Origin of the sequence: Pseudomonas sp. FP597 (genome assembly GCF_030687435.1) — a bacterium.
Classification (GTDB): Bacteria; Pseudomonadota; Gammaproteobacteria; order Pseudomonadales; family Pseudomonadaceae; genus Aquipseudomonas; species Aquipseudomonas lactucae.
Genome location: NZ_CP117432.1, coordinates 4,851,300 through 4,873,356, shown reverse-complemented (window position 1 = coordinate 4,873,356; position 22,057 = coordinate 4,851,300). Strand labels below are relative to the sequence as shown.

22 protein-coding genes and 1 tRNA gene are annotated in these 22,057 nt (G+C 59.8%); 14 read left to right on the top strand and 9 right to left on the bottom strand.

What is annotated here, in order from left to right:
- The first annotated feature begins 11 nt into the window (after nucleotides 1-11).
- The 8 genes from PSH66_RS22200 (at nucleotide 12) to PSH66_RS22165 (ending at nucleotide 5,979) form a co-directional block, all read left to right on the top strand.
- Nucleotides 12-497, top strand: coding sequence for a hypothetical protein (locus PSH66_RS22200; RefSeq protein WP_003175570.1), 486 nt, complete (start codon nucleotides 12-14; stop codon nucleotides 495-497).
- A gap of 161 nt (nucleotides 498-658) precedes the next feature.
- Entirely contained in the window at nucleotides 659-913 is a 255-nt protein-coding gene (locus tag PSH66_RS22195) for a YkgJ family cysteine cluster protein (RefSeq protein WP_003175569.1), read from the top strand.
- A gap of 41 nt (nucleotides 914-954) precedes the next feature.
- Complete coding sequence (locus PSH66_RS22190) at nucleotides 955-1,560, top strand: START domain-containing protein (protein WP_003175568.1); 606 nt, start codon at nucleotides 955-957, stop codon at nucleotides 1,558-1,560.
- A 104-nt stretch (nucleotides 1,561-1,664) separates the two neighbouring features.
- Entirely contained in the window at nucleotides 1,665-1,901 is a 237-nt protein-coding gene (locus PSH66_RS22185; protein WP_042945146.1) for a hypothetical protein, read from the top strand.
- Nucleotides 1,902-2,111: 210 nt separating this feature from the next.
- Nucleotides 2,112-2,453 (top strand): ribonuclease E inhibitor RraB, encoded by a 342-nt coding sequence (locus PSH66_RS22180; protein ID WP_003175566.1) that lies wholly within the window; start codon nucleotides 2,112-2,114, stop codon nucleotides 2,451-2,453.
- Nucleotides 2,454-2,814: 361 nt separating this feature from the next.
- A complete protein-coding gene (locus PSH66_RS22175) occupies nucleotides 2,815-4,224 on the top strand; it encodes a circularly permuted type 2 ATP-grasp protein (RefSeq protein WP_003175565.1) in 1,410 nt (469 codons plus the stop codon).
- Between the two features lie 4 nt (nucleotides 4,225-4,228).
- Nucleotides 4,229-5,179, top strand: a complete 951-nt coding sequence (locus PSH66_RS22170) for an alpha-E domain-containing protein (protein ID WP_003175564.1) — start codon at nucleotides 4,229-4,231, stop codon at nucleotides 5,177-5,179.
- Complete coding sequence (locus PSH66_RS22165; protein WP_305427666.1) at nucleotides 5,176-5,979, top strand: transglutaminase family protein; 804 nt, start codon at nucleotides 5,176-5,178, stop codon at nucleotides 5,977-5,979. The genes PSH66_RS22170 and PSH66_RS22165 overlap by 4 nt, the downstream gene beginning before the upstream one ends.
- A 45-nt stretch (nucleotides 5,980-6,024) precedes the next feature.
- Here PSH66_RS22165 and PSH66_RS22160 read toward each other — a convergent pair whose 3' ends face one another.
- Nucleotides 6,025-6,831, bottom strand: a complete 807-nt coding sequence (locus tag PSH66_RS22160; RefSeq protein ID WP_305427665.1) for a cytochrome c — start codon at nucleotides 6,829-6,831, stop codon at nucleotides 6,025-6,027.
- Between the two features lie 641 nt (nucleotides 6,832-7,472).
- Here PSH66_RS22160 and PSH66_RS22155 point away from each other — a divergent pair.
- The 3 genes from PSH66_RS22155 (at nucleotide 7,473) to PSH66_RS22145 (ending at nucleotide 11,702) form a co-directional block, all read left to right on the top strand.
- Nucleotides 7,473-8,678, top strand: a complete 1,206-nt coding sequence (locus PSH66_RS22155) for an acetyl-CoA C-acetyltransferase (protein WP_078734305.1) — start codon at nucleotides 7,473-7,475, stop codon at nucleotides 8,676-8,678.
- A 16-nt stretch (nucleotides 8,679-8,694) separates the two neighbouring features.
- Nucleotides 8,695-10,842 (top strand): 3-hydroxyacyl-CoA dehydrogenase NAD-binding domain-containing protein, encoded by a 2,148-nt coding sequence (locus tag PSH66_RS22150; protein ID WP_305427664.1) that lies wholly within the window; start codon nucleotides 8,695-8,697, stop codon nucleotides 10,840-10,842.
- Between the two features lie 116 nt (nucleotides 10,843-10,958).
- A complete protein-coding gene (locus PSH66_RS22145) occupies nucleotides 10,959-11,702 on the top strand; it encodes an amidotransferase (RefSeq protein ID WP_305427663.1) in 744 nt (247 codons plus the stop codon).
- Here PSH66_RS22145 and PSH66_RS22140 read toward each other — a convergent pair.
- The 3 genes from PSH66_RS22140 to PSH66_RS22130 all read right to left on the bottom strand — a co-directional run bounded on the left by PSH66_RS22140 (nucleotide 11,680) and on the right by PSH66_RS22130 (nucleotide 14,344).
- Entirely contained in the window at nucleotides 11,680-12,651 is a 972-nt protein-coding gene (locus tag PSH66_RS22140) for a magnesium and cobalt transport protein CorA (RefSeq protein ID WP_003175558.1), read from the bottom strand. The genes PSH66_RS22145 and PSH66_RS22140 overlap by 23 nt on opposite strands.
- 42 nt (nucleotides 12,652-12,693) lie before the next feature.
- Nucleotides 12,694-13,440: a 1-acyl-sn-glycerol-3-phosphate acyltransferase gene (locus PSH66_RS22135; RefSeq protein WP_141063512.1), complete on the bottom strand. Its 747-nt coding sequence runs from the start codon at nucleotides 13,438-13,440 to the stop codon at nucleotides 12,694-12,696.
- A 211-nt stretch (nucleotides 13,441-13,651) separates the two neighbouring features.
- The gene (locus PSH66_RS22130; RefSeq protein WP_078734301.1) at nucleotides 13,652-14,344 is read right to left on the bottom strand and encodes a crotonase/enoyl-CoA hydratase family protein; all 693 of its coding nucleotides are present in this window, start codon (nucleotides 14,342-14,344) and stop codon (nucleotides 13,652-13,654) included.
- Between the two features lie 319 nt (nucleotides 14,345-14,663).
- On the opposite strand from PSH66_RS22130, the gene PSH66_RS22125 reads away from it, so the two are divergent.
- Nucleotides 14,664-14,753 (top strand) — tRNA-Ser (locus PSH66_RS22125).
- A gap of 190 nt (nucleotides 14,754-14,943) precedes the next feature.
- On the opposite strand, the gene PSH66_RS22120 is transcribed toward PSH66_RS22125, so the two are convergent.
- Nucleotides 14,944-16,440 (bottom strand): serine protease, encoded by a 1,497-nt coding sequence (locus tag PSH66_RS22120; protein ID WP_305427662.1) that lies wholly within the window; start codon nucleotides 16,438-16,440, stop codon nucleotides 14,944-14,946.
- A gap of 175 nt (nucleotides 16,441-16,615) precedes the next feature.
- Here PSH66_RS22120 and PSH66_RS22115 point away from each other — a divergent pair, with 175 nt between their 5' ends.
- Nucleotides 16,616-18,175: a diguanylate cyclase gene (locus PSH66_RS22115; RefSeq protein WP_141063513.1), complete on the top strand. Its 1,560-nt coding sequence runs from the start codon at nucleotides 16,616-16,618 to the stop codon at nucleotides 18,173-18,175.
- Between the two features lie 34 nt (nucleotides 18,176-18,209).
- Here PSH66_RS22115 and PSH66_RS22110 read toward each other — a convergent pair whose 3' ends face one another.
- The 3 genes from PSH66_RS22110 to PSH66_RS22100 form a co-directional block, all read right to left on the bottom strand.
- Nucleotides 18,210-19,250, bottom strand: coding sequence for a DMT family transporter (locus PSH66_RS22110; protein WP_305427661.1), 1,041 nt, complete (start codon nucleotides 19,248-19,250; stop codon nucleotides 18,210-18,212).
- Nucleotides 19,251-19,362: 112 nt separating this feature from the next.
- On the bottom strand, nucleotides 19,363-19,941 hold the full coding sequence (locus PSH66_RS22105; RefSeq protein WP_003175552.1) for a DUF4337 domain-containing protein: 579 nt from the start codon (nucleotides 19,939-19,941) through the stop codon (nucleotides 19,363-19,365).
- Nucleotides 19,942-19,995: 54 nt separating this feature from the next.
- Nucleotides 19,996-20,361: a DUF2784 domain-containing protein gene (locus tag PSH66_RS22100; RefSeq protein WP_305427660.1), complete on the bottom strand. Its 366-nt coding sequence runs from the start codon at nucleotides 20,359-20,361 to the stop codon at nucleotides 19,996-19,998.
- 107 nt (nucleotides 20,362-20,468) lie between these two features.
- Here PSH66_RS22100 and PSH66_RS22095 point away from each other — a divergent pair, with 107 nt between their 5' ends.
- Complete coding sequence (locus tag PSH66_RS22095) at nucleotides 20,469-21,155, top strand: HAD-IA family hydrolase (RefSeq protein WP_305427659.1); 687 nt, start codon at nucleotides 20,469-20,471, stop codon at nucleotides 21,153-21,155.
- Between the two features lie 72 nt (nucleotides 21,156-21,227).
- Here PSH66_RS22095 and PSH66_RS22090 read toward each other — a convergent pair whose 3' ends face one another.
- The gene (locus tag PSH66_RS22090; protein WP_003175549.1) at nucleotides 21,228-21,974 is read right to left on the bottom strand and encodes a 3-oxoacyl-ACP reductase family protein; all 747 of its coding nucleotides are present in this window, start codon (nucleotides 21,972-21,974) and stop codon (nucleotides 21,228-21,230) included.
- Between the last annotated feature and the right edge of the window lie 83 nt (nucleotides 21,975-22,057).

The window sequence follows — 22,057 nt, the reverse complement described above, 5'->3', positions numbered from 1 at the left end:
CTGTAGGCGATATGACCTGTATTTTTCGCGCTGCTTTGGTGCTTGGCCTGTTAAGCCTGTGTAACGTCAGTCCGGTGCTGGCGGCAGCGCCCGTGACTGAAAACAAGCCCGCTGCCAGCAGCGAAAAGCCCACCGCAAAAAAATCCACGGCAACCCAGCAAGCCCCCGCCGCGAAGAAAAAAGCCGCTACGGCTAAAAAACGCGCCTCGGCGAAAAGGTCCAAATCATCCCAGGAAGTGGCAAAGACCCAACTGCCACCGGCACAGTTGGACCTCACCTTGCCGTCCGACATGGTCCGGCACCTGCAGCCACTTGGCACCATGCCCAAGCCCAAGAGCGTGCCGTTGCTGCCGCCGATGTTCGGCGAGAAACCCACGGATAACAGTGCCTTCCAGATCAACGGCCGCTTGCTCAGCAATGAGATGAAGCTGCAACTGCGTAATGAAGAGCGTCGGGAAGTCGAAGGCGCCGCGTTGGAATTCGAGTTCAAGCAGTAACTTTTCCCCTGAGCGTGACGCGGGCCATTGACCATCTGTCGCAGACTGGTCAGTCATATTTGTTTTATGCGAAAAACCCCTGTTAACCCATTTTAAAACGGCTGTTTAGGGGCGTACCCTAGCTGCGCCATCCCTGTTGAGCCGTTGAGGACCTGCCGTTCATGAATTGCCGCGAAGGCTGTGGCGCCTGCTGCATCGCCCCCTCCATCAGTTCGCCGTTGCCCGGAATGCCCAATGGCAAGCCGGCGGGCGAACGCTGTCTGCACCTGTCGGTCGAACAGTTATGCCAACTGTTCGGCCAGCCGGAACGGCCGGCGGTGTGCAGTGATTTCAAGGCGGATATCGAGGTGTGCGGCACCGACCAGGCCGATGCGATCCGGTTGATCGGCTGGTGGGAGCAGATGACGGCGGCTTGATGGGCTTTACTCTCGCAACTTCAACAATAAGGAATATAACAATGGGTTCGCTGAAACGACTGGCTGTGCTGTGCGGCTTTACGGTGTTGTTCGCTGCCACTGCGCAGGCTGAGGATTGGCAGGTCGCCAAGGACGAAGACGGTATCAAGGTGTCCCTGAGCGAAGTGGCCGGTTCCAAGTACAAAGCGTATCGCGGTGTCACGGTGATCAAGGCGCCAGTGGCCAAGATCGTTGCGTTGCAGGAAGACGTGGCGGGTGCCTGTAAGTGGATTCATGAATGCAAGCTGCAAAAGTTGCTGAAGCATGAGGGTGACGTCAGCTACACCTACACGCAATTCAACGCGCCGTTTCCGGTGAGTAATCGTGATTCAATCTTGAAAATCACCACCACCAAAGGGGCTGACGGCAGCGTGACGCGCAACTTGCTGGAGGTTCCGACCTATCAGCCCGAGGAAAAAGGCTTTGTTCGTGTCGCCCAGGTCGAGGGCTTCTGGAAACTGGTGCCAAAAGGCGATAACCAGACCGAAGTGACCTACCAGGTGCACACCGAACCAGGCGGTAGCGTGCCGTCGTGGCTGGCCAACAAGTTCGTGGTGGACGCGCCGTTCAACACACTGAAAGCCTTGAAAGACCACGCTGAAAAATAAGCGCGATTGATCCGGTGCCTCCGGCCTTTGAGTGGAACGTTTGCCACGCCCTCAAGGTCCAGATACCTGTGAGCCCACACGCGGGCTTTATCGAGGAGGCACCGATGCAAACGTGGCAAATTACCTTCGTTGATGATCACGGCGAGCAGTCCGTGGAGCAGTTCACCTGCGAACAAAAGCCCAGCCTTGAAGATGCTGCGCACATGATTCGCAGCAAGCTGGTGCCGGTAGCCGCCGAACTCGACCTCAACGACCTTGAAGGTCGCCAATCCGAGCCGACGGTCAAGATCCTCAAAGACCAGAACAGTATCCAGATCCTCGACATTTCTCTCGCTGCCTGAATATTCCCTTTATGCCTATCAAGCGCCTCTGGTGGAGGTGAAAGCTTCGCGCTACTCTGCAAGTGAGATCAGCGAATGAATCGCTAAGGTCTGGTCTTGTCAGCTACATGCTTGTTTTCCAGCGGTGATGTCATTGCCGTCCCCGCGCCAGCAGGGCGCGGGCTTCGGGAAGCACGGAAAGTCTATCCATCGGTTTGAGGAGGACGTTTCATGAGCACAGCCTATCAAGAAGACATCAGTACCCACGTTCTGCGCCGCATGAAAGAGGGCGGTTTCGACTTTTCACGTTTTCACCCCATCGAGTTCTACGCCATTTTTCCGGACGAGGAACGGGCGCGCAGGGCTGCGGGTGAGTTTCGCGGAGAGTCGCTGAACGCTCAGGTCAGTGCGCGCGACGATGGCGCCTGGTACCTGGAGTTGAGCAAAGTCATGTTTGCAACCTACGACGGCATAGGAGACTTCGAGCAGGACTTTGAAGCAGTGGTGGAACCCCTTGGCGGGATTATAGAAGGGTGGGGCGTCAAGCACCCGGTTCGCCCGTTACCCATGTAGTGGGTTGTCACGCGCAACACCGTGTATCGGCTGACCTCAGGGTCGGCCGATTTTGTTTGTGCAATAAAAAAAGGCCACCCGACGAGGGTGGCCCAAAGGGAAGAGCGGAGCGCCAAAGGATATTCAGCAGATGGCGCGATTATCCGCAGACTTGGCCGGGCAGTGAAATCAACTCTGGCTATGCTGTTGATAGTCAAAGCCTGCATTGCGATGAGGCGCACGACAACACACCGGGCATTCTGCGCACCAGGAAGGTGCGACAAGGTGCTCGTATTTATTTAACACACTGATTTTTAAGTGTTTATGCCGATGGCACGGGCCTTGCGATGGTTCTTGCGTCCCGAGTGACAAGGAGTACGGCATGATCCGCACTTATTACGATGAAATGTACGATGGGGCAGGGCAGGTGCGTCCTCACTATCGCGAGTTCGCCCGCTGGTTGGCCGAAACCCCGGCAGAGCTGCTGGCCCAGCGTCGGCGTGAAGCCGATTTGCTGTTCCACCGCGCCGGCATCACGTTCACGCTTTACGGGGACGAGCAGGGCACCGAGCGCCTGATACCTTTCGATACCATCCCGCGCAGTATTCCGGCCCGTGAATGGCAGATCGTCGAGCGTGGCTGCATCCAACGGGTCAAGGCGCTGAACATGTTTCTCGCCGACCTCTACCACGAGCAACGCATCATCAAGGCGGGCATCATCCCGGCTGAACAAGTGCTGGCCAACGAGCAATACCAGCTGGCCATGCAGGGCCTGAACTTGCATCGCGATCTGTATTCCCACATATCCGGGGTCGATCTCGTACGCGATGGCGATGGCACCTACTACGTGCTGGAGGACAACCTGCGTACACCCAGCGGTGTCAGCTACATGCTCGAAGACCGCAAGATGATGATGCGCCTGTTTCCGGAGCTGTTCGCCGCCCAGCGCATTGCGCCCATCGACCATTACCCCAACTTGCTGCTCGATACCCTGAAAAGCGCCAGCCCGCTGGATAACCCCAGCGTGGTGGTACTGACGCCGGGGCGCTTCAACAGCGCATTCTTTGAACACGCGTTCCTGGCTCGGGAAATGGGCGTGGAACTGGTGGAAGGCGCCGACCTGTTCGTGCGCGATGATCGCGTGTTCATGCGCACCACCGACGGCCCCAAGGCGGTGGACGTGATCTACCGTCGCCTCGACGATGCGTTTCTCGACCCGCTGGCGTTCAACCCGGACTCGATGCTCGGCGTGCCCGGCCTGCTCGCGGCCTACCGTTCGGGCAACGTGGTGCTGGCCAATGCGATTGGCACCGGGGTGGCGGATGACAAGTCGGTGTACCCCTTCGTCACCGAGATGATCCGTTTTTACCTGGATGAAGAACCGATTCTGAAGAATGTGCCGACCTTCCAGTGCCGCAAGCCCGATGAACTGTCCCACGTACTGGCTAACCTGCCGGACCTGGTGGTCAAGGAAACCCAGGGCTCCGGCGGCTACGGCATGTTGGTGGGGCCCGCGTCCACCGCGGCGGAAATCGAAGCCTTCCGCGCGCGCATCAAGGCCAAGCCCCACGCCTATATCGCTCAACCCACCCTGTGCTTATCCACCTGCCCGACGTTTGTCGAAAACGGTATTGCTCCACGGCATATCGACCTGCGCCCGTTTGTGCTGTCCGGCAAGGAAACCCGTGTGGTGCCCGGCGGCTTGACCCGTGTGGCGCTGCGCGAAGGCTCGCTGGTGGTCAACTCGTCCCAGGGCGGCGGCACCAAAGACACCTGGGTGGTGGAGGACTGATGCCATGCTGAGTCGAACCGCCTCGGATTTGTATTGGATGTCGCGCTATCTGGAACGCGCGGAAAACCTCGCGCGCATGCTCGATGTGAGCTATTCGCTGTCGCTGATGCCCCAGGACGGGCGCGGTGACGGTCTGCACGAACTGGCCATGCCATTGTTGATCACCGGCACCCTGGAGGATTACCGCGAGCGCCATGGGGAACTGCATGCCGAAAACCTGTTGCACTTCTTTGCCCTGGACGCGGCCAACCCTGCCAGCATCTACAGCTGCCTCGGCGCGGCGCGGGCCAGTGCCCATGCTGTGCGTGGGCGAATTACCGCCGACATGTGGGAAAACATCAATGCCACCTGGTTGGATATTCGCGACATCGCCCAGCAAGGGCTGAGCCGCTACGGCATGAGCCGGTTCTGTGAGTGGGTCAAGGAGCGCTCCCATCTGTTCCGGGGCGCCACCTACGGCACCATCATGCGCAACGATGCGTTCCGTTTCATTCGTCTGGGCACTTTTATCGAGCGTGCCGACAACACCCTGCGTTTGCTGGACGCGCGCTATGAAATGGCCGGCGACCGCGCCGACGCCGTCACCGACGGTACGGCTCACGCCTACTATCAATGGAGTGCTTTGTTGCGCGCGCTGTCGTCGTTCGAGGCCTATACCGAGATTTACCGCGACGCCCCCGGCGCCCGCCAAGTGGCGCAGCTGCTGCTATTGCGCGCCGACGTACCGCGCTCGCTACGGGCCTGCAGCGAAGAAATCGACCAGATTCTCGCCAGCCTGCCAGGCATCAACGGGCGACCGGCGCAACGCCTGGCCGCCGAGATGGACGCGCGCCTGCGCTTTACCGCCATCGATGAAATCCTCGAGGAAGGCCTGCACGCCTGGCTGACCGACTTTATCCCTTTGGTTCGCCAGTTGGGCGACGCCATCTACAGTTCCTACCTGGAGGCGGCATGAGACTTTCCATCAGCCACGAAACCACCTACCACTACGAAGACCAAGTGCGCGCCAGCATCCAATACTTGCGTGTGACCCCCCACGACAGCGAACGCCAGCAGGTACTCAGTTGGCAACTGGACCTGCCGCGCCCGGTGCGCGCCCAGGTCGACCCCTTCGGCAATATCCTGCATGTGCTAACCCTGGATGAACCGCATGACACCATCATCATCGGCGCCCGTGGCCAGGTGGACATCGACGAATTGCGCGAGGCCGAACACGAGAACCAATCGGCGCTGCCGTTCCTGCGCTGCACGCGTCTGACCGAGCCCGACGAGGCCTTGCGCCGTTTTGCCGAGCAGCATTGCCATCAACGTCGCGACCGCACCGCCTTGATCGACCTGATGCACGCGCTCAACCAGGTGATGGTCTATACGCCAGGGGCCACCGCCGTCGACACCTGCGCCGCTCAGGCCTTTGCCGGCGGGGCAGGTGTGTGTCAGGACCACACCCACGCGTTCCTGGCCTGCGCGCGCAGCCTGGGAATTGCGGCGCGCTATGTGTCAGGGTATTTGTACACCGAAGACAGCGCGCACCTGGCCAGCCATGCGTGGGCCGAAGCCTGGTTGGATGACGCCTGGTACAGCTTTGACGTGACCAACCAGTTGGCGCGGCCGGAGCGGCACCTGAAACTGGCCGTGGGCCTGGATTACCTGGACGCCTGCCCGGTGCGCGGCATGCGCCGTGGCGGTGGGCATGAGCAGATGCACGCCAAGGTGTTCGTGGCGCCGACGCCGGTGATCTCAGTGCAGCAGCAATGATGTTCAGGACGCAGCAGATTAAATGGGGGAGGGGGCTTGCCAGTCTCAAGGTTGTTGTTTGCGGCCGGCCATATGCTTCAAATACCCCACCAGCAAATCCAGCTCGCTGTCAGGCAATACGCTGACAGCGAACGCTGGCATCTTCGCCTGGGGCCAATGCCGCAGGCTTTGCGGATCGCGGATATAGCGTTTGAGAAACGCCTCGCCGAAATATTCGGTGGGGCTGTAGGGGATATTCAAGTCCGGTCCCACCTGGGCATCGCCCGCGCCGTTTAGACGATGGCAGGCCAGGCAATTCTTCTGGAACAACGCAAAGCCTTTATTGATCGGGTCACTTGCAGCCAGTGCCGGGTCAGGCAACAGCGCCGGAAAACGCTCGGCCACCGTCCGCAGTTGCTTGATTCTGGAGACTTGGAACGGCCACTGCTCAGGGCTGATATGCCCGGCTTGCGGGTCGGTCCACACCAGGTAGAACGGCCCGGCACTCGATTTGCCATCGCCCAATGCAGGCCATGGCTTGGCCGGGTCTTCCACCGCCAGCCAGGCACGGGCGCCATGGTTTTGCAGCAGTGGGGCGGCGGTGAGTTCGGCGGCGAAACCGTCGAGGGCCACGGCTTGCAGGTGAGTCCCAGGCTTGAGGCCCGCGAGAAGCACCGCCAATGGCACTGCGCGATAGGTCATGTTGCGTTTGTAGGAAACGTCATCGACGATCTGCACCGTCTGCGCATCCGGGTGCTTGAGCAGGTCGGCGGTTTGCCAGATCCTGCTGCTGTGGTCCAACTCGATGGTCAATTGCGCCGCATGCGCGGGCAGGGCAAGCAGTAGAGCGATAAATGCGAAAATCGGTTTCAAGGCGCAGGCCCCATGTTAAGTGGCAATGGGACTCACGATAGCGGAAAAACGCGCGTAAAAAGGCAGCGCCTGCAACAGGATCGCTATACACGAAGTCCCGGCAGGAGCTGCCAAAAAGCGGTAGTCCTGATGCAGCGAATGCGGCGGACGTGGGATCACCCAATGACCTTGGTCAAATTGGGCAAGATCAGAATCAGTGTGGTGGCGAAGAGAATAAGTCCCGCCTGACGTACTTTTGTATGCTTGAACATGGCTGGCTGCCTTTTGTTGTTATTCCTGAGCGTCAAATGCGTGCCGTTTTATTTCAGTATGCCGCGATGACGTGTCACTTTTCTTACGGCTGCTCCAGCAAAACCCGGCAGCAACTTCCTACTGATAGAACCTTAGAGCCCTCGTTCTACGAGGCTTAGATCCATTTCGTATCAGCTAATAAGAATTTCAGCCTAAAAAGGCATGAGGCATAACGCCATCTTGGCGCCAATGCCTTGGCTAGACAGCTAAAACGATTAACCCGGCGATTCACTTAGGAACCTACCGTTCGTCCGAGCGTGAGGGTCAAAAGCAATGAGCGCATCCGTCATTGAAACCGTGTCAATCGGGCCTAAGGTAGAGGCACTACGGCGCAATGGTTCGAGGATGTCATGACCCAGGCTTTGATCTTTGATGCGATACGCACCCCCCGAGGCAAGGGCAAGGCGGACGGCGCCCTGCACAGTGTCAAACCGGTCAACCTGGTGGCGGGCCTGCTCCGCGCGCTGGCGCAGCGCAGCGACCTCGACACACACCAGGTGGATGATATCGTGCTCGGCTGCGTGACCCCGGTGGGCGACCAGGGGGCCGACATCGCCAAGACCGCCGCCCTGGTGGCGGATTGGGCCATCAGCGTCGCCGGGCTACAGATCAACCGTTTCTGCGCCTCAGGCCTGGAAGCGGTGAACCTGGGCGCGATGAAAGTGCGTTCCGGCTTTGAAGACCTGGTGGTGGTCGGTGGTGTCGAGTCGATGTCCCGCGTGCCCATGGGCAGTGATGGTGGCGCCTGGGTGCTCGACCCGCAGACTAATATGCACAGCCACTTCACGCCCCAGGGCATCGGCGCGGACCTGATCGCCACCCTCGAAGGCTTCACGCGTGAAGACGTCGACACCTTTGCCCTACAGTCCCAGCAGAAAGCGGCCAGGGCCAGCGCCGACGGTTCCTTCAAGAAATCCCTGGTCCCGGTGCAGGACCAGAACGGCATTGTGCTTCTGGACCATGACGAATTTATCCGTGGCGACTCCACCCTCGACGGCCTGGGCAAGCTCAAGCCCAGCTTCGAGATGATGGGGCAGATGGGCTTCGATGCCACCGCGTTGCGGGTCTACAGCCATGTGGAACGTATCCACCATGTGCACACGCCGGGCAACAGTTCGGGCATTGTCGATGGCGCGGCGCTGATGCTGATCGGCTCGCAGGCCAAGGGCCGCGAGTTGGGCCTGCTGCCGCGGGCGCGTATTGTCGCCACGGCGGTGACCAGCACCGATCCCACCATCATGCTCACCGGCCCCGCGCCGGCCACCCGCAAAGCCCTGGCCAAGGCCGGCTTACGCGTGGAAGACATCGACCTGTTCGAAGTCAACGAAGCCTTTGCCTCGGTGGTACTCAAATTTATCAAGGACATGCGCATCGACGCTGCACGGGTCAACGTCAACGGCGGTTCCATTGCCATGGGCCATCCGCTGGGCGCCACCGGTTGCGCGATTCTCGGCACCTTGCTCGACGAACTCGAAGTGCGCCAGCAGCGCTATGGCCTGGCCACCCTGTGTGTCGGCGGTGGTATGGGGATCGCCACCATTATCGAACGCCTCTGAGCCCAAGGAATTTCTGATGAACGATGCCATTCGTTACGAAAAAGGCCAGGACCGGATCGTGGTGCTGACCCTCGACATGCCCGGCCAGAGCGCCAACACCATGAACAGTGTGTACCGCGAGGCGATGGCGGCCACTGTTCTGCGGCTTGAAGCGGAAAAGGACCACATTGCCGGTGTGATCATCACCTCGGCGAAGAAGACCTTTTTCGCCGGCGGCGACCTCAATGAACTGATCAAGGTCGACAAGGCCCACGCCAGAGACTTCTACGACGGCGTGCTGTTATTGAAGGCGCAGTTGCGTCGCCTGGAGACCCTCGGCAAACCGGTGGTGGCCGCGATCAATGGCGCGGCTCTGGGCGGTGGCTGGGAGATTTGCCTGGCATGCCATTACCGCATCGCGCTGGATGACCCGTCGGTGCAACTGGGGTTGCCGGAGGTGACCCTGGGCTTGCTGCCGGGCGGCGGTGGCGTGGTGCGCATGGTGCGCATGCTCGGCCTGGAAAAAGCCTTGCCTTATTTACTGGAAGGTAAAAAAGTGCGCCCGCAACAGGCGCTGCAAGCCGGTTTGATCAATGAGCTGGTGGTGGACCGCGACGCGCTGCTGGCCAAATCCCGCGCTTGGATTCTGGCCAATCCCGAGGCCAGACAAGCGTGGGACAACAAGGCGTATTCGATCCCCGGCGGCACGCCGTCGAGCCCGAAAGTCGCGCAGATGCTGGCGATTGCGCCGTCGATCCTGCGCAGCAAAACCAACGGGTGTTTTCCGGCTCCGGAGAACATTCTCTGCGCCGCCGTCGAAGGCGCCCAGGTGGATTTCGACACCGCGCATCTGATCGAAGCCCGCTACTTCACCGAACTGGTCACCGGACAGGTGGCAAAAAACATGATCGGCACCTTCTGGTTCCAGCTCAATGAGATCAAGGCCGGTCGCTCGCGGCCCCAGGGCTTTGCGCCGTATGTGACGCGCAAGGTCGGCGTGCTCGGCGCCGGTATGATGGGCGCGGGCATTGCGTATGTCAGCGCCTGCGCGGGGATCGACGTGGTGCTCAAGGACGTCACCCAGGCCGCCGCCGAGAAGGGCAAGGCGCACTCGGCGGCGTTGCTGGACAAGAAAGTCGGCCGTGGGCAATTGAGCGCCGAGCAGCGGGAAAGCACCTTGGCGCGGATTCATCCTACGGCCTCGGATACCGATCTGACCGGCTGCGACCTGATCATCGAAGCGGTGTTCGAAGACCGTGAGCTCAAGGCCAAGGTCTCGGCCGCCGCGCGGAATATAGTCGGCGCCGATGCGGTGATAGCTTCCAATACCTCCACTTTGCCCATCAGCGGCCTGGCCAAGGCAGTGCCGGACCCAGGCAAATTCATCGGCCTGCATTTTTTCAGCCCGGTGGACAAGATGCCCCTGGTGGAAATCATCAAGGGCGCACATACCTCGGACGAAACGCTGGCGAGAGGTTTCGATTTCGTCCTGCAAATCAAGAAAACTCCGATCGTGGTCAACGACAGTCGCGGCTTCTTCACCTCGCGGGTGTTCGGCACCTTCACCAACGAAGGCATCGCCATGCTCGGCGAGGGCGTGGCGGCGCCGATGATCGAGACCGAAGCGCGCAAGGCTGGCATGCCGGTGGGGCCGTTGGCGGTGTCCGATGAGGTGTCCCTGAGCCTGATGAGTCATATCCGACAGCAGGCGACCAAAGATCTGCAGGCCGAAGGCAAGAGCGTACCGGAGCATCCGGCGACGGCGGTCATCGATCTGTTGGTTAACGAATGCAAACGCCTGGGCAAGGCGGCAGGCGCCGGGTTTTATGAATACCCCAGCGGCGGGCAAAAGTACTTGTGGCCCGAACTCAAACGCCGCTTTGAACAACCGGCCCGACAGATCTCGGCGCAGGATGTGCGCGACCGCTTGCTGTTTATCCAGGCCATCGAAACCGTGCGCTGCGTGGAGGAGGGCGTATTGACGTCGACCGCCGATGCGAACCTGGGGTCGATTTTCGGCATTGGTTTTGCGGCGTGGAGCGGTGGGGCGTTGCAGTTTATCAACCAGTACGGCTTGAACGACTTCGTCGCCCGCGCGCGCTATTTGGCGGAGCAGTATGGCGAGCGGTTCTCGCCGCCGGCGTTGTTGCTCGATAAAGCCGCACGAGATGAACTGTTTCGGTGATCAACGTGTGGGAGGGGGCTTCCCCACAAAGAGCCCCTGCGGGGCTTGCCTTGGAGGGGTGTTTCAAGGCAGGCTCTGGGTGTTCGATATTCCCATCGCCGTGTCAGGTATTTTTTATGTCGCTACGCGTCTGCATCCTGGAAACCGATATCCTGCGTCCAGGCTTGATCGATCAGTACCAAGGTTATGGGCAGATGTTCAAGCGCCTGTTCGCCAAGCAACCGATTGGCGCCGAATTTGTGGTCTACAACGTGGTGCAGGGTCAATACCCTTCGGACGACGAGGTGTTTGATGCGTACCTGGTGACCGGCAGCAAGGCCGATTCCTTCGGCAGCGACCCCTGGATCCAGACCCTCAAGACCTACCTGCTCCAGCGCTATGAGCGTGGCGACAAATTGCTGGGTATCTGCTTCGGTCACCAGCTATTGGCGTTGCTGCTCGGCGGCAAGGCTGAGCGCGCGAGCAAAGGCTGGGGCATGGGCATCCATGATTACAAGCTCGATACCCAGGCACCCTGGATGAGCCCTGAGGTACCGGAGCTGACGCTTTTGATCAGCCATCAGGACCAAGTCACCACCTTGCCCGACAATGCCACGGTCATTGCCTCCAGCGATTTTTGCCCGTTTGCCGCGTACCACATCGGCGACCAGGTGCTGTGCTTCCAGGGGCACCCGGAGTTCATCCATGACTATTCCCGCGAGTTGCTGGAGATTCTTCAGACAACGCTGGGGGAAAAGGTCTACACCAATGGTGTTGCAAGCCTGGAGCGTGACCACCACGGAGCCACGGTGGCGGAATGGATGATGCGCTTTGTAGCGCATAAACCCGAGACGGGCGCTAAAGCCAACCAGAGCGCTTGAAGCTGGCCCACAAGCCGGTGCAACCTGTCGCAATCAACCCGAGCACCGCAAAATAGCCGTAGTGCCATTGCAGCTCGGGCATATTCTGAAAGTTCATCCCATAAATCCCTGCCACTGCGGTGGGGAATGCCAGGATCGCCGCCCAGGCGGCGAACTTGCGTTGTACCACGCTCTGGCGTGACGCCTCGAGCAACACACCGATCTCAATGGTCTGGCTGGCGATATCGCGCAGGGTGGTGAGGTCTTCCATCTGCCGTGTCACATGGATCTGCACGTCACGGAAATACGGGCGCATGTTCTTGTCGATAAACGGGAAGCTCAGCTTCTGCAGTTCCTGGCTGATCTCCACCATCGGCGCGACATAACGCTTGAGCCGCAGCACGTCGCGGCGCAGGCCGTGGATCTTCTGAATATCGCGCTCGCTGAGAGAACTGCACAGCACGTTGCGTTCCAGCTCATCGATCTCGGCGTGGATGGCCTCGCTCACTGGCTGGTAATTTTCGGTGACGAAATCCAGCAGCGCATACAGTACGAAATCTTCCCCGTGCTCCAGCAACAGTGGTCTTGCCTCACAGCGTTGGCGCACAAAGCCGTAGGACGCTGAGTGACCATTGCGTGCCGTGATGATATAGCCCTTGCCGGCGAAGATATGGGTCTCGATAAACTCCAGCTTGCCGTTCTCGCGCACCGGTGAGTAGGTGACGATGAACAGCGCATCGCCGAAGGTTTCCAGCTTGGGGCGGCTGTGTTTTTCCAGCGCGTCCTCGATGGCCAGCTCGTGCAGGTTGAACTGGCGTTGCAGGTTGCTGAGCTCCTGGGCGTTGGGCTCTTCCAGGCCGATCCACACAAAGTGCCCCGGTTTGGCGGCCCAGGCCGCGCCTTCATCAAGGGTGATATCCGTAACTTTCTTACCGGCGCTGTAGACGGCGGCCGCAACGACTCTACCCATGGTGCTGATCACTTCTTATCAGGGGGACTGGTGTTGGGCAGCTTAGCTGGACGGGAGTTCTATTGTCGGGGCACTTTGCAGTTCGCGGTCGATTGCGGCGATACATTCATCCATCTGCGCCTGGCAGGCCTGCATCAATGCCGGTACGTCTTCCGTCGTCAGCCCGGCGGTAGGAATCGGCGCCAACGAGCGTATGAGCACTTCACCGCTGTTCCAGCGATTGAGCTTCATATGCGTGACGTAATTGCTCACGCACACCTGCACGATCGGCACGCCCGCCGCGATTGCCATATGAAAGGCGCCTTTCTTGAATGGCAGCAGGCCTTTGCCGAAGTTGCGCGTGCCTTCCGGGAACACCCAGATCGACGTGTCTTCATGCTGCAGCGTGCGTGTGGTGGTGAGCATCGCGCGGCGCGCCTTGTGCGCATTGCCGCGATCGATCAGTACATTGCCCGCCAGCCAGAACAACTGGCCGAACAAGGGCACCCATTTCAGGCTCTTCTTGGCGATGCACACCGTACGGTGGGGCACCACGTTGCCCAACACAAACAAGTCATAGTTGGACTGGTGGTTGGCAATGACCACGCAGGTGCCGGGCTTGTCGCGCAGCGAATCGACATCGCTCGTCACCTTCAGCCCCAGAATCTTCATGGCGGGCCGCGCATACAGGCGAGCGCACAGACGGCTGTTATCCGGATTGAACGGCCGGCAAATACCGATCAACACGCCCAGCACACCGGCGAACATAAAATGCAGGCTCATCAACAGCATACGCAACAGAAAAAGCATCGACGCGGCCTATCGGAACAAAAGGTGGCGCAGTGTACGGATGTGCACTGTATTCGGCAATTGCCCCTGAATAGGTAGGAGATGGACGATGTTTAAGCGCATGTTTCAACATCCAGCGACAGGTCAGGCTAGAGCGGTTAAAGATGTTTCGGAGTCATCTGTAAGAAAAAGCCCGACGTGAAGTCGGGCTTTGGTGTTTAGCTTGTAAGGATCAGCTCAGAATATGACCCTGATCCTGAATGATCGCCTCGTCCAGGGCTTCCAGCAGCGCCTTGCGCACTTTCAACTTGGTGTGCTTGTGCGCGTTCATATTGAGCTTCTTCAACTGGCGCGCCGCTTCCAGCGCCGCAGCGTGCAGTTCCTCCGGTGCCACCACCTTATCGAGAAAGCCCGCTTGCAACGCACCCTGCGGGTCGAACATCTCGGCATTGATCACTGAGCGATGAAACGCCGACTTGCGCAGACGATCCCGCGCCAGCTCGATCCCCGCATGGTGCATGGTCATGCCGATGGCCACTTCATTCAGGCCGATGCTGAACGGGCCTTCCACACCAATCCGATAGTCCGCCGACAACAGCAGGAACGCGCCTTTGGCCACTGCATGCCCAGGGCACGCCACAATGACCGGGAACGGGTGCGACAACAACCGGCGCGCCAGGGTCGAGCCCGAGGTCACCAGGCTGATGGCTTCTTTCGGGCCGGCCGTCATTACCTTCAGGTCATAACCCCCTGACAGAATCCCCGGCGTCCCGGTGATCACCACCACTGCCCGATCTTTCTCGGCCTGGTCCAGCGCTTCATTAAACGCACTCACCACCGCCGGAGAAATGGCATTTACCTTGCCGTTGCTCAAGGTCAGGGTCGCGATACCGTCTTCGAGGTGGTAGGCAATCAGCTCACTCATGACGCGGTTCCTTGTAGGACTTGTTATAGAAGAATGCAGCAGACGTTACCCACCACGCCCGTCCCGGTAAAGCGCTGTGACTGACTGGCCAGTCAGACTTTTCCCGCTTCCATGCCCGCAATTGGCCTGCGGCAGGGTGCAGTGCCTCGCCTGGACCCTCATGAACCCTGCTCGAGATTGGCACAATCACCCCCAACGCCAGGCCGGTTCCGGCATAACGGTCTAACCGCATGAAAATTCTCAAAAAAACCTTTGCCATCAGAACCGCTTTCGACTACATTAGCGCGCCTCGACAGACTGAACTGGTTTGACGAGATACGGTGAAGTGTCCGAGTGGCTTAAGGAGCACGCCTGGAAAGTGTGTATACAAGAAATTGTATCGAGAGTTCGAATCTCTCCTTCACCGCCACATTCTTGAAGAAATCCCGCGAGTTAAACGCTCTGCGGGATTTTTTTTGCGTGCGATTTGAAAATGTCCCCCCGTTCCTGTTATTGCGGCAATACGGGGCATGTCCCAGGCATGTCGATACGCCATTGGCCCCTCGCCCTAATTGAACGGTTGCACCTTCATCAACAGTTGCTTGAAATCGCCGGCTGCCTCACCTGGCATGACGCTGCGAGCGAACCGTTGCACCTTTGATCACGTCGGCGCGAATGGCCGACGGTTGCCCAGCGCTGTTGCGTGCATAGCTGCATAACGTGATCGGCAGCTCTGCTATTTCAAGAAAAATGCCATCCAAGGCCAGGGTGTAGCGATCGTCGTCAATATCGCCGCAGGTGTTGCTGATCGCCGAGTTCACGCTGTAGTAGTAATGCTGGCTGAAACCGTTGTGCTGGTTTTCCCAGGCGATGTGATAGCGGTGTTTGAGCTGCGGTGCCGGTGCCGGGTTGGTCAGGAATACCGAATGGGTGAACACATTGCGCAGCAGCGCTTCGGTCAGCGGCTGGTCCGCTTGTTGCACCCCGAGTATGCACAGCACATGCGGCCCCAGCACGGGTCCAATGGCCTGGTTGATGTAGGCTTCGTCTGAGGTGATCGCCGCCTGATAGCCGAGCGTGCTTGAGCAATCGCTGACGTTATTCACGGCTTTGAATCGGTAGAACGGTTCCTGGATCGAGAACCTCAGGTTCCAGGTCGGCCGGGTAATCTGGTCGGTGGCGTCACGTTGTAAATGCACATAGGGTTTCAGGTTCCACGGCTCGTCCAGCGTGATTTCAACCGCCTTGAGCTGGCAGGTCGGGGTGTCGTTACGGAAAACACCGTCTACAAAGCAGTAGTGCAAGTCGTTGACGGGATAGCTGTAGTTGAATTTGGCCGCTTCGCACGCCGAGTTGTTCTGGCAGCTGTTGAGAATGTCTTTCTGAATGGCAAACGCGACCTTGCTGATGATGCTGGTGATTTCATTGGTGTTCCGGTCCAGCATCGGACTGCCGGAGCTGCCTGGGCGCAGGCCGTTGCAGCGGTTTCGCAAGGCGCTGGGGAACACGCCGGGGTGTTCGGCAAAACTGTTGATGGTCGATTCCACGCAGACACTCATGCGTAGGCCCTTTTTCAGAAAGCCGGTCGGGGCTCCCACGTTGATCACGCCTCGATCCGTTACCTGACGATGAGAGGCCAGCTTGAGTGGCATGATCGCGCTGGCCATCAGCACGGCCAGCGACGTATCCAGTTCGAGTACGGCCAGGTCGGTGCCTGCCATGCTGCTCCAATGTGCTGTCTTGACGGCATAGGTGACACGCCGTTCGGGGGTGTCATGAAAGTAATTGAAGGTGACATCGGCGGTGAACGCCTGGCGGATGCGCGCCGTACCGTAGCTGTAGAACACACAATGCCCGCTGGTCAGCACATAAGCCGGGCCGACGGCCTTACGCTGGCGATTGCGCGTGTCGAGCAAAACCGCATTGCAGGTCTGGCCTAAAGCGTTTTTCAGTGAACCGATGCCGGTCCATTGCGGGTAACGGAAGTTTTTATTTTCGAGTGCCACGGACGGTGACTGCTCGGTAAGGCCCTCGGTCAGGTCTCTGGCGTGGCTGGGCCAGGCGGTGCTGAGCAATAGGACATACAGAAAGACGCAAGCGGTGTGAGTCAGTGCCATAAGGGCCTCGGCAAGGAAGTCATTGATTGGCTGAAACTACCCAATCAGGTCGAGGCAGAAGGCATACATGGCTATTGCGTAACCCTTGACGGGTTGACGTTGAAGGTGTGAGTGACCTCGCATTGACTTTGCAGCGCCCGTTACCCATTTTGTATTTTTGATGTGGACTGCGTAGATGACCACCCGACCCAAGCCCAAGCTCAACCTTCGCATTCTGATTCTGATTTTTGTACTGCTCTCTGCGGTCGCGACCCTGGCCAACAGTTTCTGGGTAATGTTCAAGATTCGTAAGCAGGAACTGATCGAGAATGCGCTGCAAGTCAACAAAGCCTACGCTTTTCGGATCGCCACGAGTGTCGAGCAGGTGCTGCACTCCGACCTCGACAAATTGAAGTACGCTTCAGCCGTGGTTGGCAAAGCGTTTGACGACAGGCGCCATCTGGCCGAAGAAACCCAGCGTCTGCTTGGGCAGGACGCCAGTTTCAACTCGGTGATTGTCGCCGATGCCACCGGAACCATTATTGCGTCCGCCCCCGAGAGCCTTGCGCTCAATGGCCGCATCCTGCAGCACAAAGAACCGCTCAGTCTGCGCGCGCCGATAATCAGTAATGCGTTCGAGTCCATTGCTGGCAATCTAGTGGTGTTTATCTCCCAGCCCGTATTCGACGTGAGTGGAAAGTACCTGGGCGTTATAGGCGGCAGTGTGCGGCTTGAGCAGAGCAATACACTCCAGGCGCTGATGGACACGAATGTGCGCAAGGATGGCGCACATGTGTATTTAATCGACAGCGCCCGTCGCGTGCTTTATCACAACGATCCCGAGCAAATCGGCAACATCGTCGCAAAGTCTTCAATCGCCGACGCCGCACTCAGCCAGGACGCGGGCACTTTGCAGGCGGCGGATGAACATGGCGTGGAAATGCTCGCGGGGTTCGCCAAGGTGCCCAGCAGCGGTTGGGGGGTGATCTCGCAGCAGCCGTTCGACAACGTACACGCCCTCCTGCGGCAGACCATGGCCAAGGTTGCGCAAGGAATCGCGCCCCTTGCGCTGTTCGGAATTCTCTTGATCTGGTGGCTGGGGGCAAGGATCTCGGCGCCCCTGTCCAGGCTCGCCGACTGCGCCAAACGCCTCGACACGCCTGACAGCTACGAGCGGATCAGTGCAGTCCCTGCGCACTATTTCGAAAGCTGGCAGATTCGCAGGGCGCTGCTATTGGGTGCCACGTTGCTGCAGGAAAAAATCGGCAAGTTGAATCAGCAAGCGCAAACTGATGCGCTGACCGGGCTGGCCAACCGTCGAGCGATGCAGGACATCCTGTCGCGCTGGCAGGCCGCCGACAAAATGTTCGCGGTCGTTTCCTTGGACATCGATCACTTCAAGCGTGTGAATGACACGTTCGGCCATGCCGTGGGGGATGAAACACTGAGGGCCATCGCAGCATTGATACAGCAGAATTCACGGTCCAATGACCTGGCCTGCCGGGTGGGAGGAGAGGAGTTTGTGGTGTTATTGCCCAATAGTTCACTTCAGGCCGCCGCCGACGTTGCAGAGCGCCTGCGCCATTCGATTGCGGCGGCGACTATTGACACCGTCGGGCACGTCACCGTCTCGCTTGGCGTGGCGCTATGGCGCCCCGGCGGTGACTCGATTTCTGCCGTACTTGAGCGGGCTGATCAGTTGTTGTACCGGGCCAAGCAGGACGGTCGTAATCGTGTCGTGGTCGAGCAGGCCTGAAGGGGCTGTCCGGTGAGATCCACGCGCGCCAGCTTCAATGCCTATGGCGATGATGCACATCCGGAAAATGCGCATGACTATGCCGCATCGGACTGTGCACATGCACATGACTATGCGGCACCGCCGGGTCCCACTCAAAGTCGTGTGCGTGCTGATGATGTTCATCATGTACATGCCTGTGCCCGTGTTCCGTCGGTTCATGTTGATGTTCATGGGCATGCCGCTCCGTCAGGTGCAGCCACACGCCCACGGCCATCAGTGCCGAGGCAATCCAGAACGCCACAGTGACCGACTCGTCCAACATCATCAGCGCAATCGCGGCCCCCAGGAATGGTGCCGTCGAGAAGTAGGCGCCGGTGCGTGCACTGCCCAGTCCGCGCAGCGCGAGCACGAACATCACCAGGCTGATGCCATAGCCGAGGAACCCCACCAGCAGGATGGGCGCCAGTTGCGCCAGGTCAGGCAGCCGCGCCCCGAGGTACAGCGCCAGGCTGCAATTCACGACACCTGCAATCAGCCCCTTGGCCCCCGCGATGAACAGCGCGTCAGATGCCGACACCTTGCGTGTCAGGTTGTTGTCGATCCCCCAGCACACACAGGCGAGCGCAACCCCAAGTGGCCCCGTCCAATCAGCGTTCGCGCGGCCGCCTTCGGGCCATGACAGCGCCACGCCGCCCAGCACGATCGCGAGCATGCCGAGGACGATGCGGCGGTCGGCGTTTTCCCGGAAGACGAGCCAGGCGATCACGGCGGTCAGCACCGATTCCAGGTTCAGCATCAGCGAAGCGGTTGCGCCGGTGGTGCGGGTGAGGCCGAACATCAGCGCCACGGGGCCGAGGATGCCACCGAAGGCGATGGCCCCGAGCAGCCAGGGCCATTCAGTTCTGGTGAGCCCGGAAGGTCGCCAGCCGCGGTCGCGGATCAGGCGTACGCCGGCGAGGCCGACGCCACTGCCCAGGTAGAGCAGGCCGGCGAGCAGCACGGGCGAGAGGCCCAGGCCGAGGCTTTTGGCGAGTGGGGTGCTGGCGCCGAACAAGGCGGCAGCGGCGAGTGCGTATACGATGCTGAGGTTCATGGGCCATCCTCGAAAGTTGGGCCCATGATAAGTCTCTCGCTGGGCTCAGGCCCCAGGCATTTTTAACGTATTCACCTTGGCTGGGCGGTTTTTCACCCGCTCGGCCTCATGACTAAAGTTGCAACCACGCCAGGCTGCCCAGCACCACGGCAACCCCCGCCGCCGTATACGCCAGGCGTTTCAACCATTCCTTCCTGGTCAGCAAGGTAATGGCCGCCAGTGAAATCGCGATCTGAATCGCGGTCATCGCCTGGGCCCAGCGGTGATGCCGGTGCAGTGCCTGTTCCGACTTTTCATCCCATTCCCGGGAGGTCGCCTCCAGTTTTTCCGCCTGTTTGCGCACGTCTTCCTTCTGGTTTTTGTAACGCTCGATCTCGTCCTTGTAATGCGCCGCGTCCACGCCAGGAATGTGCGTGGCCAGTTCCGCGAGGTTTTGCCGGCTGGATTTGGCCTGGTAGTAGTTCCACTGGTTGGCGGCGTCGGTCTTGAAGATGGCGGCGTTGTTCTTGTCCATCGCCGCTTCGCTCTCGGTGGAGCCGGCCTGGTAGCTGAGCATGGCGCCGAGGGTGGCCATCAGCGCGGTCATCACCGCGATGCGGCTGGCGAAATTGTCCCCGCGGGCGTGGGCATGCTCGGTGGTGTGTTCGATGTGTTTTTCGTGGGGGCTGGGGACTTCAAAGGCTTCGGACATGGGGGCGTCTATGAAGGGACTGAGGGACTCTGATTCTTTACCACGGCACCTGTCTCAAGCCTGTCTGGAACGCCGGATCAGCCGGGTGTACACCGCGATATTGATCAACAGCACCACCGCGCCCAGCACCCACTGGATCTGTGGCGTCAGCCCGGCCGGATAGATCAGCGTGAGAATGTAGTGCTCGATAAACCCGCCGCCGTAGCCGTCCTGACCCGCCACATGGCGAAACAGGTTTTCCCAGCGTGTCAGCGGGCAGGGCAGGTGGAAGACCTCGACCGCCACCCCCCATGCGGCGGCGGGCAGGTGCAGCCAGATAAGCGGTCGCCACTTCAGGGCCAGCAGTCCGCCGAATAATACAAACAGGATGAAGCACAGGTGAAACAGCACCAGGCTGTCGGCAGCGAGACGGTAGAGCATGGCATGCACTTCAAAAAAAGAGACGCACAGTCTAAAGGGTTGCCCGCACGTCAGCGCGGCCGCTATTGTGCTGAATCCTTTTAGTCCTCCCCCAAGAGTCTGTTGTGATGAACGCACTGCGTAACGCTGCTCCGATCAAGGCTGTGATTTTCGATATGGACGGGTTGTTGCTGGACACTGAAGGCATCTACACCGAAGTCACGCAGATGATCGCTGAACGCTATGGCCGTACCTATGACTGGGGGATCAAGCAACACATCATCGGGCGCGGGGCGCAGGACTTGGCGGATTACGTGGTCAAGGCGCTGGACTTGCCGATCACACCGGCCCAATTCCTGGAAATTCGTGAGCCGCTGATGAGCGAGCGGTTCCCCAAGGCCCTGGGCATGCCCGGTGCCGAGGCACTGGTGCGGCATTTGAAGGCGCACAATATTCCGATTGCGGTGGGTACCAGTTCGTCGCGCCATTCGTTTGGTCACAAGACGACCTTGCACCGCGAGTGGTTTAGCCTGTTCGACACCATTGTCACCGCGGACGACCCCGAAGTCGGCGCCGCCAAACCCGCGCCGGACATCTTCCTGACCGCCGCTCGCCGCCTCGGCGTGGCGCCGCGGGATTGCCTGGTGTTCGAAGATTCACCGTTCGGCGTCACCGCCGCCAAGGCCGCCCATATGACCGCCATCGCCGTGCCTGATGAGGCCATGGCCGACAGCAAATACCAGCATGCCGACCAGATCATCCGCAAACTCGCGGACTTCGACCTGGCTGCCTACGGCCTGCCGCCTCTTCCCTGAATAAACACGGTAAAAAAATGTGGGAGGGGGGTTGCTCCCTCCCACCTTGGTTTTGCATTGAGCTTTAGAAAATCAGGCGCTGAACCCGCCATCAATGGTCAGGCTGGCCCCCGTGATGTACCCGGCTTCCGGTCCTGCAAGGTAAGCCACAAAACTGGCGATCTCCTCCACGTGCCCATACCGTCCCACCGCCATCAACCCAATCAAACTGTCAGCAAAATCACTGTTCGCCGGGTTCATGTCGGTGTCCACCGGCCCAGGCTGCACATTGTTGACGGTGATGCCCCGGGGCCCCAGGTCTCGCGCCAAGCCTTTGGTCAGGCCCACCAGCGCCGACTTGCTCATTGCATAGGTCGCCCCGCCGGCGAACGGCATGCGTTCGGCGTTGGTACTGCCGATATTGATCACCCGGCCACCTTCACCCATATGCCGTGCCGCTTCCTGGGTAGCGATAAACACGCTGCGCACGTTGATTGCCAGGGTCTGGTCGAAGTCTTCCAGCTTGAAGTCTTCCAGCGGGGCGATGGCCAGCACGCCGGCGTTGTTCACCAGGATGTCCAGGCGTCCGAAGGCTTCGACGGTGGCGTTGACCGCGTTGCGAATGGCCGTGGCGTCGGCACTGTCGGCGTGAATCGCCAGGGCTTTGCCGCCGGCGCTGATCACGCTGTCCTGCAGTGCTTGAGCCTTGGCGGCCGAGCTGACGTAGGTAAAGGCGACGGCCGCACCCTGCGCGGCGAGACGTTGGACGATGGCGGCGCCGATGCCGCGGGAACCGCCCTGAATCAAGGCGACTTTGCCGCTGAGGTTTGTTGTGGTCATGTCGATCTCCTGAAGGTTCAAGGCGGGAAGCCTTGGTGTGGAGCCGAGTATCGACCTCGCTCATCCGTACCGGTAGACCGTGA

Excerpts from the sequence above, each read along its gene's own strand:
- PSH66_RS22135 (WP_141063512.1), bottom strand. The coding sequence starts at position 13,440 with ATGCTTTTTCTGTTGCGTATGCTGTTGATGAGCCTGCATTTTATGTTC.
- PSH66_RS22095 (WP_305427659.1), top strand. The coding sequence starts at position 20,469 with ATGAACGCACTGCGTAACGCTGCTCCGATCAAGGCTGTGATTTTCGAT.
- PSH66_RS22200 (WP_003175570.1), top strand. The coding sequence starts at position 12 with ATGACCTGTATTTTTCGCGCTGCTTTGGTGCTTGGCCTGTTAAGCCTG.
- PSH66_RS22150 (WP_305427664.1), top strand. The coding sequence starts at position 8,695 with ATGAACGATGCCATTCGTTACGAAAAAGGCCAGGACCGGATCGTGGTG.
- PSH66_RS22190 (WP_003175568.1), top strand. The coding sequence starts at position 955 with ATGGGTTCGCTGAAACGACTGGCTGTGCTGTGCGGCTTTACGGTGTTG.
- PSH66_RS22155 (WP_078734305.1), top strand. The coding sequence starts at position 7,473 with ATGACCCAGGCTTTGATCTTTGATGCGATACGCACCCCCCGAGGCAAG.
- PSH66_RS22100 (WP_305427660.1), bottom strand. The coding sequence starts at position 20,361 with ATGCTCTACCGTCTCGCTGCCGACAGCCTGGTGCTGTTTCACCTGTGC.
- PSH66_RS22090 (WP_003175549.1), bottom strand. The coding sequence starts at position 21,974 with ATGACCACAACAAACCTCAGCGGCAAAGTCGCCTTGATTCAGGGCGGT.
- PSH66_RS22180 (WP_003175566.1), top strand. The coding sequence starts at position 2,112 with ATGAGCACAGCCTATCAAGAAGACATCAGTACCCACGTTCTGCGCCGC.
- PSH66_RS22115 (WP_141063513.1), top strand. The coding sequence starts at position 16,616 with ATGACCACCCGACCCAAGCCCAAGCTCAACCTTCGCATTCTGATTCTG.
- PSH66_RS22165 (WP_305427666.1), top strand. The coding sequence starts at position 5,176 with ATGAGACTTTCCATCAGCCACGAAACCACCTACCACTACGAAGACCAA.
- PSH66_RS22130 (WP_078734301.1), bottom strand. The coding sequence starts at position 14,344 with ATGAGTGAGCTGATTGCCTACCACCTCGAAGACGGTATCGCGACCCTG.
- PSH66_RS22170 (WP_003175564.1), top strand. The coding sequence starts at position 4,229 with ATGCTGAGTCGAACCGCCTCGGATTTGTATTGGATGTCGCGCTATCTG.
- PSH66_RS22175 (WP_003175565.1), top strand. The coding sequence starts at position 2,815 with ATGATCCGCACTTATTACGATGAAATGTACGATGGGGCAGGGCAGGTG.
- PSH66_RS22195 (WP_003175569.1), top strand. The coding sequence starts at position 659 with ATGAATTGCCGCGAAGGCTGTGGCGCCTGCTGCATCGCCCCCTCCATC.
- PSH66_RS22110 (WP_305427661.1), bottom strand. The coding sequence starts at position 19,250 with ATGAACCTCAGCATCGTATACGCACTCGCCGCTGCCGCCTTGTTCGGC.
- PSH66_RS22145 (WP_305427663.1), top strand. The coding sequence starts at position 10,959 with ATGTCGCTACGCGTCTGCATCCTGGAAACCGATATCCTGCGTCCAGGC.
- PSH66_RS22185 (WP_042945146.1), top strand. The coding sequence starts at position 1,665 with ATGCAAACGTGGCAAATTACCTTCGTTGATGATCACGGCGAGCAGTCC.
- PSH66_RS22120 (WP_305427662.1), bottom strand. The coding sequence starts at position 16,440 with ATGGCACTGACTCACACCGCTTGCGTCTTTCTGTATGTCCTATTGCTC.
- PSH66_RS22105 (WP_003175552.1), bottom strand. The coding sequence starts at position 19,941 with ATGTCCGAAGCCTTTGAAGTCCCCAGCCCCCACGAAAAACACATCGAA.
- PSH66_RS22140 (WP_003175558.1), bottom strand. The coding sequence starts at position 12,651 with ATGGGTAGAGTCGTTGCGGCCGCCGTCTACAGCGCCGGTAAGAAAGTT.